Origin of the sequence: Anaerobacillus alkaliphilus (genome assembly GCF_004116265.1) — a bacterium.
Taxonomy (GTDB): Bacteria; Bacillota; Bacilli; order Bacillales; family Anaerobacillaceae; genus Anaerobacillus; species Anaerobacillus alkaliphilus.
This window is the reverse complement of the sequence record NZ_QOUX01000057.1, coordinates 1-459: the sequence shown is the minus strand read 5'-3', so window position 1 is coordinate 459 and position 459 is coordinate 1. Positions and strand designations below refer to the sequence as shown.

Below are 459 nucleotides of genomic sequence, written 5' to 3'. Positions count from 1 at the left end.
AAAATAGTTTAGTGGCGATAGCGAAGAGGTCACACTCGTTCCCATGCCGAACACGATCGTTAAGCTCTTCAGCGCCGATGGTAGTTGGGGGTTTCCCCCTGTGAGAGTAGGACGTTGCTAAACTATTAAAATGGGGCCTTAGCTCAGCTGGGAGAGCGCCTGCCTTGCACGCAGGAGGTCAGCGGTTCGATCCCGCTAGGCTCCACCATTTTAATTAAGTATTACAATGAATTTGGCGGCGTGGCTCAGCTGGCTAGAGCGTACGGTTCATACCCGTGAGGTCGGGGGTTCGACTCCCTCCGCCGCTACCAATTTTATTTTTTTTATATGATACGGAGGAATACTCAAGTGGCTGAAGAGTTCGGTCTTGAAAACCGATAGGTCGTGAAAGCGGCGCGGGGGTTCGAATCCCTCTTCCTCCTCCATATAAACCTGGACCCGTGGTGTAGCGGTTAACAT

3 tRNA genes and 1 rRNA gene are annotated in these 459 nt (G+C 51.6%); all 4 read left to right on the top strand.

Features of this window, described 5'->3' with window-relative positions:
* The first annotated feature begins 7 nt into the window (after positions 1–7).
* The 4 genes from rrf to DS745_RS24255 all read left to right on the top strand — a co-directional run bounded on the left by rrf (position 8) and on the right by DS745_RS24255 (position 425).
* Positions 8–123 (top strand): 5S ribosomal RNA (gene rrf / locus DS745_RS24270).
* 9 nt (positions 124–132) lie between these two features.
* Positions 133–208 (top strand) — tRNA-Ala (locus DS745_RS24265).
* A 26-nt stretch (positions 209–234) separates the two neighbouring features.
* Positions 235–311 (top strand) — tRNA-Met (locus DS745_RS24260).
* A gap of 23 nt (positions 312–334) precedes the next feature.
* A tRNA-Ser gene (locus DS745_RS24255) sits at positions 335–425 on the top strand.
* Positions 426–459 lie beyond the last annotated feature (34 nt).